Source organism: Pontibacter silvestris (genome assembly GCF_020907275.1).
Classification (GTDB): domain Bacteria; phylum Bacteroidota; class Bacteroidia; order Cytophagales; family Hymenobacteraceae; genus Pontibacter; species Pontibacter silvestris.
The window spans coordinates 39,562-56,230 of record NZ_JAJJWI010000015.1 but is presented as its reverse complement, the minus strand read 5'-3'; the positions used below and the strand labels follow the sequence as shown (position 1 = coordinate 56,230).

The following is a 16,669-nucleotide window of genomic DNA, read 5'->3' as shown; positions in this document are numbered from 1 at the left end:
AGAAAAGGTCCAACCTGATTTAACTCTCTAAGCCGGACCTTTTTACATATTTCCTTATAAACACCTTGGCTAAAGTTCTTAACCGACACTTCCTCCCTTTAAATAAGGATGAAATTATTTATGCCAATAACTTTTTACATCGGTGCATTACTTCCAGGCATGCCCTGGCATTGTGGTACGGGCATTTCCAGAAGCCAATCTTATCTTCGTTCTTCATGAGGCTATAGTCGTCAAACACCCCCCAGAACCACTCGCCCCTCTCCTCATCCAGAAGATGCTTTTTAGCAAAATTCCACGCATTTAAAGAGTGCTGCAAATACCCTATATCCTGTGTTATCTGATACGCATTAAGGAACCCAACCATAGCCTCAGCGCTTACCCACCACTCACGGTGTTTATCATAATGGTTCTCGTCTTTATTCAATTCATGGTAAAGACTTCCGTCAGGTTGCAAGCCATTGGTTGTTACCTTAGCCATAGCTACAGCAACATCTTTTACTTTGGCAGTGAGTTCTTCTTTACCTAACACTTCTGCCGCTTCTAATAGCAGCCACGATGCTTCGATGTCATGCCCATAAGACACAAGATTAGCTGTCGATTTCCAGTCGGTGGTAAAAAACAGATTCATGTTATGGGTATTAGCATTAATAATGCGCTCCAGGAAAACATTAAGAATCCCCTCCAACTGCCTCGCCAGATACTGATCTGGCCAGATACGATACAGGTTAGCATAAGCCTCCAGAATATGCAGGTGCGTATTCATGGTTTTGGGGTCGTTGCGGTCTTTCTCACTTAAACGCAGATCTTCCAGCAACTGTCCTTCTTCGCTAAAAGCTTCGTAATAGCCGCCTAGTTCAGGGTCAAAGCTGTGCTTCTCAATCCAATGGAATAGCTCCTGGCAAAGCTGTAGCGCTTTAGCTTCTTTGGTGGCCTGATAATATTCGCTCAAACCATAAACAGTAAAGGCTATGGCATAAATTTGCTTGCGTTTGCTATAAGGCTTTCCTGCTGCATCTACACTCCAATAGGTGCCACCATGCTTTTTATCCAGGAAATGCTTTGTCACAAAAGTATATGCACGATCTGCTATAGCACGATGCACCTCTTTTTTTGTTTGCCGGTAAGCTGCTGAAAAAGTCCATAGAATGCGGGCGTTAAGCACTCCCCCTTTAGGAGAGTGCTCATTAATCTTCCCGTCATTATACATTTGGCCTACAAAGCCGCCATTCATCTCATCCAGCGCGTTCTGCTCCCAGAAAGCGAGAATCCTGGTAAGTTCAGCTTCAGCTTCGGCCTTATAGTTGCTTAACTTTTCGTTTATTGCTAAAACTTCAGATGTTATCATTACGAAACTCCGTTCTCACTTACCACTGTTCCCTTCTGGGCCTGCACATAAGCTTCATTGCCATCAATAATCTTGTTAAGGCGCTCGACAGATGCTCCTGAGCGGAAATCATCAGATGGCGTGTTGACAGCATAGTCAAGCAAGCGATCGATAGTAGATGTGGCAACATGCATACGCGTGTCAGATGAAGCATAGTAGATAAATACTGTTCCGTCTTCATCTAAAACCCACCCGTTAGCAAATACTACGTTAGAAACGTCTCCTACTCGCTCTTCGCCTTCTGGTGCAATAAAGTAACCCGCCGGTTTATGAATAACTTTTGTAGGATCCTCAAGATCAGTCATAAATACATACAGCACATAACGCAAACCGGCAGCAGTATTACGCACTCCATGCGCCATGTGCAGCCAACCTTTATCAGTTTTGATTGGAGCCGGCCCCTGACCATTTTTCACTTCGTAAACAGTGTGGTAGCGCTTCTCATCTATGATCATTTCTTCAGAAACTTCGGCATTCTCCATAGAGTCTGTTAAGCCCCAGCCAATACCGCCTCTGGTGCCAGCTTCAATAAAGCTGTCTTGTGGACGCGTATATAAGGCATACTTCCCATTTACAAACTCTGGGTGGAGTACTACGTTGCGCTGCTGCGGAGACGGGGTTTTCAGATCCGGCAAACGCTCCCACTCTACCAGGTCTTTGGTACGAGCAATACCACATTGCGCTACGGCAGAAGACTCATCGCCAGGGCCTGCGCTAGGGTCTTTACGCTCTGTACAGAAAAGGCCATAAATCCAGCCATCTTCATGCTGTGTTACGCGCATGTCGTATACGTTCACATCTGGCTCACCTGTCTCAGGCAAGGTAATTGGTCTGTTCCAGAACCTGAAGTTATCTACTCCGTTATCACTTTCTGCTACAGCAAAGAATGACTTTCTATCCATCCCTTCTACACGCACCACTAGCAGATACTTACCATTTAGCTTAATAGCACCAGCATTGAAAGCAGCATTAATTCCGAAACGCTCCATCAGATAAGGATTTGTCTCCTGATTCAGGTCATAGCGCCAGAATAAAGGCGCATGTTGCCCTGTAAGAACCGGATATTTATAACGGTCATAAATGCCGTTTCCTAATGCTTCTTTTACGTTTTTGCGTGTGATCAAGCTATTGTAAGCTTTTTCAAGCTCGCTAAGTCTTTCTTTAAAGTTGATTTCCATCTGGAGAAATAAATTATTAATTATTTTTTTGCTGCTGAACAGATCAGTTTATCCTTTTATTTTTGAGACACTAAAGCTCTTTTAGAAGCGATATCCTGTTTAGGGGCATCATTATTAAGCCTATCCCACCAGGTTTTCTTTAGAATAAGCACACAAACAAAGAAGATACCGAGGCTAATAAACAGTTCGGTGTGCATACTTATTACCAGGTAAATAGGCAACAGGGTAAGGCACATTTGAGCAACAACACCTATTACTACGTTAAACATATCAAGCCAGAAATACTTGTTCTCCTCAACAGTAGGATCTTCTGCCTGCACCAAATCCTTTATTGGTTTCCAGAAACCCCAGGGGCGAACTGTTTTATAAAACTCCTTTAGCGTTTCCTCATTTGTTGGAGGTGCCATGTAGGTTCCTATTATACTACCAGCCAGAGAAACAGCCAGCAATAACGGGAAGTAATAGAGATCAAGCCCATCGAATATGTATGGGAAGATAAGCGCAGGCACTATACCCGCCAGCATACCCCAAAAGAAGCCGCTGCTGTTAAAGCGCCACCAGTACCACTTCAGCACGTTGGCTGCAATGTATCCGCCATACAAGCCAGCCACAATCCACTGCAGTAAGCTGTTTACGTCTTTGGCAAAGAAACCCAGCACCACACTTAGCAACACTACAACGATACCTGTAGCATAGTTCATGCGTGTTACTGTCTGGTTAGGCGCCTTTGGGTTTACGTATTTCAGATAAATGTCATTAACAAGGTAAGCCTGCGCCGCATTTAGCGTACCGGCAAATGTTCCGATAAAAGCAGCCAGCAAGCCCGCTAATAACAGGCCAAGGATACCTGTAGGTGCAAAGTTAAGAATGGCAGCAGGCAGGATTTTTTCAAAGTCGATACCTGTTGCAGATTCCAGGTTCAGTTGCTCATAGTTAAGAAGAGCCAGTGCAGCAAAACCAATAATCATCAAATAACGTGTCGGAATCAGCACCAGCGATACAAACATGCTCATCTTGGCGGCATCCTGCGGCGAACGACTGGAAAGGATTTTCTGCATGTCGTAATTTGGCGCAGGACCTGCTAAGCTGGCTAATACTCCTTTAAAGAGCATTAGTGAGAAGAAAATACCAAAGAGAGAGAAACCATCTTCCTGTATTTTAGCATTTACTTCATCAATAATACCAGTCCAGTCCAGATCCAGAGTTGCACCAAAGAATGGCGTGTACCACTCATCCGGCACATGTAATGTGCCAGCATCCAGGCCATTCATGGCAATTACAGCAATAGCAATAGCTGCCACTGTCATAATTACAAACTGTAGTACATCCGCCCACACAATACTAGCCATACCACCTAATATAGAATAAAAAACAGCAAAGGAGGTAAACACAAGACCATAGAAATGAGGCACATATTCAGCAGACAGGTCAAAAGGCAGGTAAGGCTGCACTACTGACCAAGGCACGAATATCTCTACAAATTTACCTAAACCGATAAAACCATAAGCCAAAAAGCCAAGGCAACTGATAAGCGCAAAAACCACCACAATACTATGTGACTTGTTAGAGTCTTTTCCTCTTCCAAAACGAGTCAGCATCCATTCAGCCCCGGTAGTCACATTGGAACGGCGCAACCAGGCAGCCATAAACATCATCAGGAACACCTGGTTGAAGGACGGCCAGAGCCAAGGAATCCAGATACTTTTCAGACCATACACAAAGGCCAGCATCACCATCCACATGGTACCGGAAATATCAAACATACCAGAGGCATTTGAAAGCCCCAGCGCATACCAAGGGAGGGTATTCCCCCCCAGCATATAGGCTTCCTTATCAGCCTTTGCTTTTTTTTGCAATACCAGCCCTATGGCCGCTACCGCAATCAGGTAGGCGAATATTATACTAATATCAATTAACGATAACTTCATTGGTGTTTTTGATTAAAGTATTTTCTAAGATGCGTAAGGCAGAGGATAAACAACAGGTTCAAGTTTTTAAGTAGCAAGTCTAGCTTAATATTCAGCACCCTATCATGTATACCAGCCTCCGACATACTTATTCTTGTTGCAATGGCTTACTTATATAATCGCTGGTTTGCCACATCCTGCCCGAAAAGCGTTTCCGGGCTGTTATAAAACTCCTTAAAATCCTCAGCGCTTTCCTGCCCCGGATAAGGCGCATAATAGTGATCTGGACGACCGTTGCGCCATACCAGCACATAAGACAAGCCTGAATCTTTGATAATTGGGAGCAAAGTATTGGTCCACCAATCAGCGTCAGGTAATGTTTCAAGACCTGTTTCAGTTAAGGCCCATACTTTCCCTTTTTCCTGCCCTATTTCACGAAGAATGTCAACCATACCACGTGCTTCCGCTACAAAGTTATCCTCCTCACCTGGCTGAGGACGGTGGTAGATATCAAAACCTATAATGTCAACATACTTATCACCCGGATAGCGCTCCAGATAATCTTCGCGTGAGTTGAATCTATCTGTGGAGTAAGCGATCAGTATATTATCTACACCCTCTTCTTGGCGAAGGTAATCCACGGTAAAGCGCCACATTTTAATATATTCCTCTGGCGTACTGTAGTCCTTCCCCCACCAGAACCAGCTACCTGTGTGCTCATGAAGCGGACGAAAAACAACAGGTATCACTTCACCATCAGGTCCTTTCAGGCTTTTAAGAAATGTAGCCACATCACCTAACCATGATTTATAGCGGTTCATTGCCTCCTGGTCAGCAAATAGTTTCCTGATCGTAGATTCTTCTTTATCCCAGCTTGTTTTCGCCGGATCTACCGGGTTATTTAAGTGCCAGCTAAAAGTATTCAACCCGCCCTGCGCATATATCTGCTCGGCATAGGAGCGCATTTTATCAAAAGGAACACCATCCAGGTTTTTATCTTTACCCAACTCCAGGCTACCCAAATCCCATCCTACTACAGCCGGATATTCTCCTACGACACTCTTCACATCAGAACGCCCCTCTTCATACTCCCAACCAACACCATAGGCTAAATCATCCTGGTGCCCAAACATTACACCTTTCTCAGACAGGTTTTTCAGGTTAGAGTAGAGGTTCTTTGTTTCCTGTGTAGCCGTGGAGTTTGTTGGCAGTCCCTTTTGTGTACATGAAACATTTACAAAAAGCAGTGCAAAAAAGCTGGCAAAAAGAATGCGGTACATAGCAGTTTTATAGGTAAAACAGATACTTCAAAACAATATTTTTAACAAGCAATCTAAGTAAGCTTAACCAACCACAAAAAGAACCTCTGTACCTAAAGCAGTTCAAGGAACGTCGTTATCAGGTACAAGTCTTTAAGTATTTTAAATCGATTTAGAGTCAGCATGAGTCTTGTTTGCAAAAATAAACAGTTTATCAGCGAAAAAGTAATACTATTTTATCAAATGTTTGTTAGTTTTTCCCGGCAAAGATGCTTTACTTTGATATATCCTTTAGAAACAACACCCATTAACAAAGGATAAATGAAAATGCTAAAGAATTGCCAGAGCAGCATAAGATAATATTACAACTAGTATAATTATATGATATTAAGAAAATCTTTCATATTACCTATTTATACTAAGTTTAGAATATATCATTCTGCATATCTTACGCATAAGTTTAAAAGTCGGACAATATATTGATCTTATTTTATCATAAGCACAGCATAACGACATCATAATTAAGTGAGAACTCAAATATACTGACACTATATGAGCAATATTTATAGAGAAATTACGCCCTTAACCCAAAGCGATTGCTTTACATTTTTTTCAAGAACCAAGAAAGAGTTTAATTTTCCGCTGCATTACCACGAGGACTTTGAACTGAACTTTGTTTATAATGCTGCAGGTGCAAAGCGAGTGGTAGGCGACCATGTGGAAATAATAGACGATTATGACCTTGTGTTGGTAGGAAGCAATTTGCCACATGGCTGGTTTACGCATGAGTGCAAGAGTGAAGAAATCTCTGAAATTACAATACAATTTCACAAAGATCTATTCGATGAAAAGTTTCTAAAGCGAAATCAACTAAGCTTTATCAGAACTTTGCTGGAACGTTCAGGCAAAGGCATTTCATTTTCAAGGGAAACGCGAGAAGCCTTTAAGCCAAGGTTAGAGCAACTGACACAAAAGAGTGGTTTTGATTCAGTGTTAGAACTGATTTCTATTCTGCATGATTTGTCTATTTCGCGTAACATGCAGACCTTATCGAACAGTTCTTTTACATCTGACCAGTTTAACTACTACAGCCGCCGAATAGAGAAAGCATTCGAGTACATGCAAACCTACTATGACAAAGAAATATCGTTGGCTGATGTGGCAAAAGTAGTAAACATGCCAGAGGTATCGTTCAGCAGGTTTATTAAGAAGCGCACCGGAAAAACCTTTGTAGAGAGCCTGAACGAAATACGCCTGGGCCACGCATCCCGTTTGTTGATAGACACAACAGAAACTATTTCTGAGATCTCCTACAAGTGCGGGTTTAATAACCTGTCATACTTTAACCGGATATTTAGAAGAGTAAAAGGTTGTACACCTAAAGAGTTCAGACTTAACTATTCTGGTTCGCGTGTGTTTATATAGGCCAGGATTAAGATAGTATAAATGTGTTATGCTGTAGATACCAGATTCTATTCTCTATAAATAAAAATGGCTTCCTGAAAAGGAAGCCATTTTTATAAGTTGTTGTTAACTACTCCTGATAATTAATAGTAGTTTTTAAATCTCCTATCATTAAGTCAAAAGCACCTGGTTCCGTTACCCACTCCCCTTGCTGATTAACAAAAGCCAGATCTTTAGCCGTGATGGTAAAGTTTACTGTTTTCTCTTCGCCAGGCTCTAAGGAAACTTTGGTGAAAGCTCTAAGCCTTCTGGTACTAGGTGTAACACTGGCATACTGGTCGTGGCTATAAAGCTCCACTGTTTTCTTACCCGCTCTGCGGCCTGTGTTTTTCACTTTAACAGACACTTCCACGTTATCGCCAGGCCCAAAGTTAGTGTTACTCACGCTTAAGCCAGAAAAGCTGAATGTGGTGTAGCTTAAACCTGCACCAAAAGCCCATTGAGGGTTAAAACCTTGATCTCCGTATGTATTAGGCACGTCCTCACGAACACGCTCTGTTCCTTTGTGGTCGTACAGCACAATATCGCCTGTGTGGCGAGGGTATGTAAATGGAAGCACACCATTCGGGTTATAGTCTCCAAACAAAACATCAGCTATAGCAGGACCACCAAATGTGGCAGGTCTGTAAGCCATCAATACAGCATCTACCATTGGCTCAATGGCAGACACAATACGAGGGCGGCCTTCCAGCAGTACCAGTATCACAGGCTTACCAGTTTCTTTTGCTGCTCTCGCTAATGCAATCTGGTTCTCTTCTATGCTCAGATCGTCTATCACACCTGGGCTCTCTGCATATGCTTTCTCTCCTAAGCAAAGAACAATGGCCTGTGCTTGCTGTGCATCTCGCTTCAGTTGTGCCACATCATAATTCGCGGCAGCACCAAACTCAGCCACCGAACGGGAAACAACATTGCCCTTGCCAATCTCTGCCTGCAAGGCCTCCACTAAAGTAAGTGCTTTTTCAGGATACTGGCTTTCGTCGTTTCCTTGCCAGATATAAGACCAGCTACCATGTAAAGAAGCAAGTGTGTTAGCAGTAGGACCAGCCACCAGTACTTTAGTATTTTTGCTTAATGGCAACACCTGCTTGTCATTTTTAAGCAGTGTTAAGCTTTCCAAAGCTGCCTGACGAGACACCTGATCATACTCCGGCTTCTGCACCTGACTTTTCAGTTCTGCTTTAGGATAAGCATTTTCGAATAAGCCAAGTTTCTTTTTCAGTGTAAGGATACGACGTACCGACACATCAATGCGCTCTTCTGAAACAGTACCCTCTTTAACCAGTTCTACTAATAAGTCATAGAAAGAATAATCTACCGGCACCATGCTCATATCCAGGCCAGCCTCAACTGCCAGACGCACAGCTTCCTTAGGCGTGTCGGCTATACGATGCCTGGTATGCAGACGAATCACATCTTCCCAGTCAGACACAGCCACACCCTGAAAGCCAAGTTCACCTCTCAAGATATCTGTTAGGTAGTACTTGCTGCCATGCACAGGCGTACCGTTAATCTCCCCGGAGTTGATCATGACGGTAGAAGCACCAGCCTCTACAGCTGCTTTGAACGGTGGAAGGAAAATCTCACGCAGCATCTGCTCCGGAATGTAAGAAGGCGTACGGTCTTTTCCGCTGTTGGGCAAGGAGTAACCCAGGAAGTGCTTCATAGTAGAGGCAACTGTATGGTCCTGGTTCAGGCCATCTTGCTCATATCCTGTAATAGCAGCTCTACCCATTGTTTTCACTACATAAACATCTTCGCCAAAGGTTTCTTCGAAACGAGGCCACAATGGCTGCCTGCCCACATCTAACACCGGGTCAAAATTCCACGGAATACCCGATGCTCTTGTTTCTATGGCTGTAATTTTAGCCGCCTGATTTACAAGATCAGGATTACGGGTGGCCGCCATAGCAATGTTATGCGGGAAAAGCGTAGAGCCAGCAATGTAGTTTGCACCATGTATGGCATCAATACCATATAACACAGGCACTTTCATTCTGGATTCTTTTGTAGCTACATCTTGTATAGCTGAAATAATCTTATGCCATTCATCTACTGTATAAGCATGTCCCATTACGTTAAGTATAGAACCCACATGCTTTTCGAGAAGAGCTTTACGAAGCTTAGCCGGATCTACCTCAGTAGTTGAACCATCTTTCAGAATAAGGTCGATAGTAACCTGAGTCATCTCCCCTACTTTCTCTTCGATTGTCATTTTAGCCAACAGGTCTTCAATTTCCTGGTCAGTAGCCTGGTTCCCTGCTGTTGCCGGTGTTGCTGCTGATGCCTGTGTTGTGGCCTCCGCAGACTGTGTTGATTGGTTAGACTGCGTGACACCGCAGGAACCAAGAGCTAGCGCAAATAATAATAAATAGCTGCTTTTTTTATGATTCATAATTGTTTGTTGAATGGAAATTCTTTCTAAGCTATGATAATTAAACGTTTAAATTCTAAGTTTATTAGCCGCCACTTTACGTAGTCAGCTCCAAATTCGGGCATCACTCTTTTACCACTTTAACCACTCCTTTTTGGTTTACCCTCACAAGATAAATATCGGGAGAGTACCCCTTGAATGGAATAACAACTGTATCTCCGTACACTTCCTGTTGTTTTAAAAGCTGCCCTTTGATGTTGTAAACTGCAACAGTTTGTATCCGGCTCTCATTACTGATGATTAAATCATTTTTCACAATGGTAGGATATGCCACAAAAGAAGGCTTATCAACATTTTTGTACCAGATACCTGTAGGTTCCTGCCCTGGCTCCTGTCTTACATAAGTACTCAGCTCCGGCATTTCATCCAGTGTAATCACGTACGCATCCGCAAACATCTTTTCCCATAACTCAAGTGAGTTGTACTGGCTATCACGTGTATAGTCTCCATACCAGGGCATGTACCATGACCAGGCAGCTCCGTCTTTAATCAGCTTATCAACATCAGGAAAAGATCCAACCTCGCTTAGAGTTATCATCTTTTTCCCTCCATACAAGGCATTCATGTTATTGAACTCAATAGCATGAGAGCTATGATCTCCTGTCTTGTAAATATCACGTCCTATTATGTCCACGTATTCGTCTCCCGGATACCAGGCTTCATCGCCGGGTTCCCTTGTCCACACCCAAATGAGGTTTCGCAGCCCGTGATAATTGACCATGCGGTCATACATTAAATGCCACAGCGCTTTTAGCGGCTCTGGCCCTTTAGCTCCCCACCAAAACCAACCGCCTGCTGCCTCATGTAATGGCCTCCATATTACCGGCACATTCTGAGCCTGCAATTCTTTTAGCAAACCAGCTACATAATCTATGTCTGCCAGCATAGCGGTATATTCTGCTGAGTTGGGATCAGCTATTTTTGTAATATCAAATTCAGTACCACCCGGATTAGATTGACTGTTAGCATAAAACTCATCTGTTGCACGTGAAGGGTCTCTCCAATGCCACATTAAAGCTGGAATGCCGTTTCTATTGTACCAATCTTTGGCATCATTTATTGGCTCTTTATCATCATACCAATTATATTCCCGGCCACTGTGCATAAAATCTAGTCCAACTAGAGCCGGCTCTTTACCTGTGTTTTCTTTTAGCCAGTTCACCTCATCCATGCTGTTTAGTGTCATGACGCCTGAGATGATTTTATCGCCGTAATTGTCCAGCAGAAAGTTATAAAGCGCAGCAGCTTCAGGAGTAGGATCTGGGGTTACTAAAGTCTGATTAAGGTTAAACCTATCAGATACACTAACTTTTTCCAGTTCAAGGTAATCAACATTAATCCAGCCCCAGGACTTCTTTATTTCAATTACATGATCTCCTGCTGCTAATTTATAAGTGTTAACTACTTTATGCCTGGTATACTCTGAATTTTGCACCAACTGAAAATCAGCCGAAGTATCATCTACTGAAATAATGTTTGTCTTCTCGCCACCTGGGGAGGAGGCAACAATGTAAATGTTGTAAAAAGCTTCTTCAGTAAGGCTTATATTAAACTGCAGGTTGCCTTCTCCCTGCGTTACAGAAAAGCCTCCTGAACAAGCCGTACATGCCTCTTCCGAAGCACCATCTGAGAGTATAGCATTTTCAGCTTCATACCTTTGCCCAAACCCTTGTAAAGCAAAAAAGAAAGGCAGAAGAATGAAGAGTAACTTTGTAAATATTTTAATCATGTTAAAGGATCTTATTTCACTAAAAGCTCTCTTAAACTTATAAACTTCATGCTATTCTGGAATGGCTAAAATTACACCTTCAAAATTAAACATTCGTTCGGCTAATTTTATATACTTTTTTATCATTTAATTGAACAACAAAACTTTTAATGGCAATAAAAATAGGGTGTTTTTGTTTCCTAACAGTTTTTTATAATGTTAAGGCTGGTACTTTATTATCCTGAATTATAAAAGTTTTGTGGCAGTACGCATATAAAAAGCGATATGTTCTCTTGTTGATGGAAAAGATGCAAAAGGAAGAGCATTAACACTCTTCCTTTTGCATCTTTATACAGGCTTTATTTTAATCTCTCAAGCCAACATCATCTATATAAATGGTGTTAGATTCAGTACCGTAGTTTTTAATCATAAACTCGCTAATACCTCCAGAAATATCTCCGAACGCACTTATCGGAATTTCAACTTTCTGCCATTCCCCCTCAATTAATTCAAATGTGGGCTCCGGAGAGTCCACACCTCCCTTTGTTTTTACACGAAGAGCCATTCTGTTATTCCCTGATCCTCCATATACATAAAGTACTACATGGGTATAATCATTTAAAATATTTGGGTTCTTAGGACTTAGATGAAATGCACCATAAGCTTCGTTGTAAACAACTTTAATAGATTTTTCTCCTCTACTTACCTGTTCAGTGTTTGCTAAATCTTCTGATGCTTTGCCCCAGCCTCCCAATAGGGTCCAGCCATTATTAGGGTCTGCATTCAGAGCGTTATCGTAAATAAAATGGTCAATATCAGGTCCACCATCACCTACCATAGCTTCGAGCGTTGTTTCAATCTCAAGACCGCGGTTTGTAACCAAAGTTAAGGTACCACTTTTGGCCTCTGCAGGAACTGTTAAAATTATTTGGGAAGCAGTTTTCGCTAAAAAGTTTGTTACTGTTGCACCACCTGTAAACTTAACTGACTGCACCAGATCCAGGTTAGTACCTGTTATTGTAAGATAGGCCCCATAAGCTGCAGGTGCAGGCGTAATACCCGTAACGACTGGTAAAACAACGGTTACCTCAGTTTCTGTAGCTACCTCATAGTTGTGAGTGGTAATCAATGTTAAAGTACCACTGGTGGCTTGATCTGGCACTGTTACAACTATTTGGTTAGCAGACTTATTTACGAATGTAGAAACTGAAGCATCTCCACCAAAAACAACCGATTTCACAAGATCCAGGTTAGAACCAGTAATCGTAACGTTGGCTCCTGGGTCTACAGGAGTTGGTGTGGCACTCGTAACAGCTGGCAGTATTAAATCCAGTGCAGAAGAAGTTGGCACCTCATAACCATGTGTAGTGATTAGTGTCAGGTTACCTTCATCTGCAGTATCAGGTACTTTTACCTCTAACTGGCTAGCTGATCTGCTTACAAAAGCAGAAACCTTTGCTCCACCTGCAAATACAACTTCCTTCACCATATCAAGGTTTGTACCTGTAATGGTCAGGTTATCACCATGCTTTACAGCATTCATAGAGGTGACAGTTGGTAAAGTTAGCTCTAGTTCAGCTTCTATTACGACTTCTACAAGCGAACCTGCTGCCACAAGGGTAAGAGCTCCTGCATCAGCTGTATTAGGAACTGTTAATACAATCTCAGTAGCAGACTGGCTAGTAAAATCTGAAACTATTGCACCTCCTGCGAATACAACTTCCTGAACCAGATCAAGATCAGTACCTGTAAGTGTCAGGCTTTCGCTGTGCTTTACTGCAGCAGGCGACAGAGAAGTTACTTTAGGCAAAGTTACAATCAGCTCTTCCTCCGTTTCTACAAACGACGGTTCCGTACCGCCTCCTATAAGAACCAGGGTACCTGTTTTTGCATTTAAAGGTACCTGAAGAACTAACTCTGTTGCTGACTGGCTTACAAACTCGTCTACCGTATCTTTTGCGAACACTACTCCTTCTACCCAATTAAGTTTGGTACCATTAATAGTAATATTCGTACCAGGTCTTGCTTCTGTAGTAACTGAGGAAATTGTAATTGGAACTTCAAAGCTTAAAACAGTCTTGGAGGTTATCTCCTTACCATCTGAAAGTTTAAGTGTTACCAGTCCTTCCATCGCCTCATCCGGCACAATAAGGCGGATAAGCTCTGAAGTCTGCTCCAGAAAGTCTGCTTTAGCAACCGTTGCACTTGGTAACTCAACTGCCTCCACCTGGTTCAGGTTATGACCAATAAATCGAATTTCTTCTCCATGTTGAACGCCAGTAGGACCAAAACTCAGGAGTTGTACCTGCCCAGCATTTGGTTGAGTATCGTCGTCATCTTCACATGAAGTTAAGAACCCAAAGGACAGTATCAGGCATACAAGCAACAGTAGCCTTACATTATAAATGTTTTTCATACAATAATATCTTTTATAGGATTATTATTCAGCCGTTAAAGGCACTACACGCATGTTATCCAATGCAAAATTGATATCCATGGTTTGTGGATTAGCAAAAAAGAAAGAAGCTTGATAACCTTCAGGATTATACTCTAAACTTGTATTTGCTTCCAAGAAATCTTCAAACGGAATACTAACCGTTTCCCAATCTCCTCCTGTATCAATATTTGGCTTCCAGGTATAGTAAATTTTCTCTCTTTCTCCACCCATATCAGGCCCCATATACATTCTCACTTCAGCACCTGATAAAGAGGCTAATGTGTTGATTTCGAACTTTAAAACATAGTTACTCGGGTTTTCAAACGCCTGAGCTGGAATAGCTTTTGTTGCTTCAACCAATGTGCCGCCATTTCCTACCCAGAACTCCAGCCAGCTGGCACCCCACTGAGGTTTGTTTATTCGAAGGAAATTGTTGTTGATAGCTTGAATATCCGGATCAGAACTAACTATGTAATCTTTTCCATGCCACCATCCGCTAAAGTCTGTTTCTTCAAAACCAGCAATAATGTTACGGTTATCACGGAACCAGAAATCAGATTCTGTCTCACCAAAACTAGTGGTAACTGTTATAGGGCCCGGCTCAGCACCCTCTGGCACTCTAACTTCAATTCTATCATCTTCAACGGATACTACTTCTCCTGTTACATCTCCTGTAAAAGTTACAGTAAGCGGGGCAAGCTGCTCGTAAAAGAAGCTACCCACTATTGTAGCCACTTCACCTGTATTTACATGTTCACTTTCCATGTAAGAGATCACAGGATCGCTAATATCAACAGTAAAATCATGAATCAGAGAGTCACCGTTAGCAAAAACGATTTTCATCTTGTTAGTGATTTCTTCCGGAATCCTATTAGGAACTCTGGTGATGATAGAAGTATTAGTAATAAATGTCGGTATGAGTGCTGCCTGCTGGTCATTAACCCAAAGTTCCCGGGCATCCTGCAGGTTTTGTCCTATGATGGCAATCATAGCTCCCTGACCTGCTTTAGCAATGAGAGAGTCTGATGCCTCTGGCCTTGTAATCCTTATGTAGCTAATCATAGGTTTACCACCGTTCGGAGCATTGTCATCATCATCCGTACAGCTCGAAAATACTCCAACCATCGCAAACGCGATAAAGAGGAATAACAGTGATTTATAATTCAATTTCATATTTCAGTTCTTTTATAGTTAAATATAACTTCAGTACTACTCTCCAAAATCATAAGGAACGGGTTCATTTCTCAGATTCGGAGCCTGGCTTGCCTCAGCGGCAGGTATCGGAAGCTGAAAGTTACCAGAACTTGCAGTGGCATAAGGCTCTACTTCCGTATCCTCGTTTATGATAAACTCCCAGGAGTTTGGATTTGGCATTCTGTTCGGACGGATTACATATAGGCCACGATATTGATTGTTTATGATTTCATAAGCTTTATCAGGATTGTAGTAGTGCAGGCGAACCAAATCATACCATGCTAACCCTTCCACAGCGAACTCCTTTGCACGCTCCTCGAAAATATCGTCCCAGGTAAGAGTTCCTTCATGGGCAGGTAGTCCAGCCCTGGTATGTACAGCATTAAAATATTCTATTGCCTGCGCATCGGTAGTTGATGTACTATTTCCCAGAGATGCCTCCGCATAAATTAAATACATCTCTGCTAACCTCAGCATATAGGTATTGTTAGGATAGCGCTGCGTAGTAGCCTGCCCACCAAGGTCGACTGCTTTTCCTACTACGTACTTCTTAACATTGGCAAAGCTTTGCGCATCGTCTTCTGATGGCGCCGGGAAAACTAATTCCTGTTCAGCTTCAGTGCCATTGTCATCTCTCACCGTCTGAGTAATCTCAGGGTAATGGAAGCCCGGCAACATGAAGGTTGCTTTTAAACGTGTGTCAACAGTAAAACCGCTTTCGAAAAGACCATCATAAAGGCTCATCATCCAGTACGAAGCACCCAGGTCACCTCCCCAGCCATCACCATTGGCAATATCGTTGCTGTAGGTTAACTGAGAAACCATAGTGTTAGCGTAGCCATAGTTTGTCGTGAACACCCACTGCTGCTCAAACAAGGATTCCGCGTTGTTGTCGTAAGGGTACCTGAACAGATCGGCATAATCAGGAAGCAAAGTAGCGCCACTCATGGTAATAACCCTTTGAGCATAATGCTTCGCCAAATCCAGATATTCCTGATTTTTGCTTCCGCCACCTCCTACTCCAGCTCTGTTCAAGTAGGTTCTTGCCAACATACCTTCAGCAGACCACCTGGTAATTCTGCCTGGCTCAATTGGATCATCTGGTAAATTCTCAGCAGCGAACTGATAATCTCTTGTAATAAACTCCCACACACTTTCTATGGTGTTACGGGTTAAATTCTTATCATTTAATAAAGCAATGTTGTTTTCGATGATAGGAACAGCACCATAGTTCATCACTAAGAACGTATAAGCAGTAGCCCGCATAAACCTTGCTTCGGCAATAGCATGATTTTTAACATCTTCTGATACCTCTGCTCCAGCATACGTGTTAATGTTTTGAATTAACGTGTTTGACTGGCCTACCACAATGTAAAAAGCACGGTATGCACTGTTGTTTGACGAAGACACATCCGATGTATTGAACAACGTATTGTCTCTGTCATTCCAGGCTCTGTAAAGAGTTCCTGCTCTTAGGTCACCTAATTGATAATAAGCCTGGTCTACATAATCCTTCCATACCACACTATATAATGGCGCAGAAGCGGCTAATACTTGTGCATCTGTTTTAAAGAAGTTAGCATCCACCAAGGTATCCTGAGGAGGTCTATCAAGAAACTCTTTTTCACAGCTCGTGAAAAAGGATAATGCCAAGAGTGCTCCTATATATAAACTTTTATTTTTCATCTTACTTGTTGTGTTAAA

The 16,669-nt window shown here is 42.4% G+C and carries 10 protein-coding genes; 1 reads left to right on the top strand and 9 read right to left on the bottom strand.

From position 1 onward, the window contains the following. Positions 1 to 118: 118 nt before the first annotated feature. The 4 genes from LN995_RS14285 to LN995_RS14270 all read right to left on the bottom strand — a co-directional run bounded on the left by LN995_RS14285 (position 119) and on the right by LN995_RS14270 (position 5,749). Positions 119 to 1,345: an AGE family epimerase/isomerase gene (locus LN995_RS14285; protein ID WP_229961764.1), complete on the bottom strand. Its 1,227-nt coding sequence runs from the start codon at positions 1,343 to 1,345 to the stop codon at positions 119 to 121. After that, entirely contained in the window at positions 1,345 to 2,508 is a 1,164-nt protein-coding gene (locus LN995_RS14280; RefSeq protein ID WP_317206959.1) for a glycoside hydrolase family 130 protein, read from the bottom strand. Before LN995_RS14280 ends, LN995_RS14285 begins: the two co-directional genes overlap by 1 nt. A gap of 110 nt (positions 2,509 to 2,618) precedes the next feature. Continuing rightward, positions 2,619 to 4,490: a sodium:solute symporter family protein gene (locus LN995_RS14275; RefSeq protein ID WP_229961762.1), complete on the bottom strand. Its 1,872-nt coding sequence runs from the start codon at positions 4,488 to 4,490 to the stop codon at positions 2,619 to 2,621. A gap of 146 nt (positions 4,491 to 4,636) precedes the next feature. Beyond that, positions 4,637 to 5,749, bottom strand: a complete 1,113-nt coding sequence (locus LN995_RS14270) for a glycoside hydrolase family 26 protein (protein ID WP_229961761.1) — start codon at positions 5,747 to 5,749, stop codon at positions 4,637 to 4,639. 531 nt (positions 5,750 to 6,280) lie between these two features. Here LN995_RS14270 and LN995_RS14265 point away from each other — a divergent pair. Further along, positions 6,281 to 7,153: an AraC family transcriptional regulator gene (locus tag LN995_RS14265; RefSeq protein ID WP_229961760.1), complete on the top strand. Its 873-nt coding sequence runs from the start codon at positions 6,281 to 6,283 to the stop codon at positions 7,151 to 7,153. Positions 7,154 to 7,262: 109 nt separating this feature from the next. On the opposite strand, the gene LN995_RS14260 is transcribed toward LN995_RS14265, so the two are convergent. The 5 genes from LN995_RS14260 to LN995_RS14240 all read right to left on the bottom strand — a co-directional run bounded on the left by LN995_RS14260 (position 7,263) and on the right by LN995_RS14240 (position 16,651). Beyond that, positions 7,263 to 9,587, bottom strand: coding sequence for a glycoside hydrolase family 3 N-terminal domain-containing protein (locus tag LN995_RS14260; RefSeq protein WP_229961759.1), 2,325 nt, complete (start codon positions 9,585 to 9,587; stop codon positions 7,263 to 7,265). A gap of 103 nt (positions 9,588 to 9,690) precedes the next feature. Further along, positions 9,691 to 11,355, bottom strand: a complete 1,665-nt coding sequence (locus LN995_RS14255; RefSeq protein ID WP_229961758.1) for a glycosyl hydrolase — start codon at positions 11,353 to 11,355, stop codon at positions 9,691 to 9,693. 343 nt (positions 11,356 to 11,698) lie between these two features. Continuing rightward, on the bottom strand, positions 11,699 to 13,750 hold the full coding sequence (locus LN995_RS14250; RefSeq protein WP_229961757.1) for an IPT/TIG domain-containing protein: 2,052 nt from the start codon (positions 13,748 to 13,750) through the stop codon (positions 11,699 to 11,701). A 24-nt stretch (positions 13,751 to 13,774) separates the two neighbouring features. After that, on the bottom strand, positions 13,775 to 14,944 hold the full coding sequence (locus tag LN995_RS14245) for a glycan-binding surface protein (RefSeq protein ID WP_229961756.1): 1,170 nt from the start codon (positions 14,942 to 14,944) through the stop codon (positions 13,775 to 13,777). Positions 14,945 to 14,980: 36 nt separating this feature from the next. Continuing rightward, positions 14,981 to 16,651, bottom strand: a complete 1,671-nt coding sequence (locus LN995_RS14240; protein ID WP_229961755.1) for a RagB/SusD family nutrient uptake outer membrane protein — start codon at positions 16,649 to 16,651, stop codon at positions 14,981 to 14,983. Positions 16,652 to 16,669 lie beyond the last annotated feature (18 nt).